Annotated in this window: 1 protein-coding gene; it reads left to right on the forward strand. The window is 67.1% G+C overall.

The window, feature by feature from the left end; genetic code table 11:
- A partial coding sequence (locus RM572_RS29665; protein WP_311676422.1) for an NAD(P)H-dependent oxidoreductase occupies positions 1-255 on the forward strand: 255 nt, incomplete at both ends.

A 255-nucleotide genomic window follows, 5' to 3' on the forward strand; every position in this document is an offset into this window, starting at 1 on the left:
CATGGACATGGATCTCTCGCCGCTCACGGCTCTCGCCCTGGTCTGCACCCTCAACCGCTCGCCGGCGGAGTCCAGCAGCCAGTTGCTGGCCGAGCAGGTGCTGAACGAACTGCGCACGCAGGAGGTGTGCACCGAGCTGGTCCGCGTCGTGGACTACGACATCCTGCCGGGTGTGGCCGTCGACATGGGGGAGGGGGACCAATGGCCGCAGCTGCGCCAGAAGATCCTCGACGCCGACATTCTGGTGCTGGCCAC

The organism is Streptomyces hazeniae, assembly GCF_031845485.1.
Lineage (GTDB): Bacteria > Actinomycetota > Actinomycetes > Streptomycetales > Streptomycetaceae > Streptomyces > Streptomyces hazeniae.